Annotated in this window: 1 protein-coding gene; it reads right to left on the bottom strand. The window is 60.4% G+C overall.

The window, feature by feature from the left end:
• Positions 1-1,072: MMPL family transporter (locus A2I95_RS40890; RefSeq protein WP_291738013.1), on the bottom strand; the 1,072-nt coding region annotated here is incomplete at its 3' end.
• Positions 1,073-1,132 lie beyond the last annotated feature (60 nt).

Here is a 1,132-nt window from a genome sequence, read left to right as displayed (position 1 = left end):
TCATCAGGCCGATGCCCAGGGTCAGGCCCACATCACGCACCGGCAGAACGCGCGAGCCGGAGAAGGCAAACAGCGCGCCGGCGGTGGTGATATTTGCCAGCAGCGCCGGGCCGCCGGCCTGTTCCATGGTGTCCAGAATGGCCGCCTGCACCGGTTCGCCCTTGCGCCGGGCGGTGGTGAAATCCGACAGCAGATATGCTGCGGTGCCCAGTCCGACCGAAATCAGGAAGGAGGGGACAATCGGTGTAAGCAAACTTGCGTCCGCCCCCCAAAGCCCCATTGCGCCAAGGGCGCAACCGATTGAGAGACAAGCAACCAGCGGCGGCAGCGCCAAGGCCAGCCGGTGGCGGAAGGCGATGAAGAAGCCCGCCATCACCAGCGTAAAGGTGATGCTGCCGAAAATGCCGCTTTCCATGCCGACAATGCGCTGCACATCCGCGTCAAGGATCGGCGCGCCGATGGCTGTGCCGTTCCACGCCGCATAGTCCGGCTGCGCAAGAATGGCGCGCACCGCCTGGGTGAAGCCCTCTTTGTCAGCGTTCGAAAAGGTGCTGACGGTTTCCACCAGCACACCAAATTGGCTGCCGCGATCGTTTACGAACAGCCCGCGGTAATAGGGGTGGGCGGCAGCCTTTTCCAGCCGTTCGGTGACTTCGGCCTGTGTCAGGCCGGCATGCAGATAGTCACCGACATCAAGGACATCATCCTCGCCCGTGATTGAACGGACGTTGTGCAGCGCAGTCACCCGGTCGACACCTTCGATGTCTTCCAGCTGGGTTGCAAATCCCTCCAGCTTTTGGACAAAAGCCGCATTGGCCTTTGGCGGGGTCACGACGATGAAGGAAAACTCATCCGACTGGTATTTCTCCTTGAAGGCGTACCAGTCTTCGATGACCTCGGCCCCCTCCAGGAAAAAGCTTTCCGGAGAGGTGTCAAAGCCGACGCGGGCAAGGCCGCTCATGAGGGTGGCGGAGACCGCCAGCATAAAGACGACGGCCAATATGCGCTGTGCCAGAACAAAGGATGCGAAACGCCGCATGAACCTGGCGAGAAGGGGTTTTGAATGTGTCATGGATCTTACTGCAGCCTGATGGATTCAAGGTTGATTTTGTCCTGGACCATGTCCGAGAGG

Source organism: Leisingera sp. F5 (genome assembly GCF_001593695.1).
The sequence above is the reverse complement of the archived record's forward strand: the minus strand, read 5'-3'. Positions and strand labels throughout refer to the sequence as shown.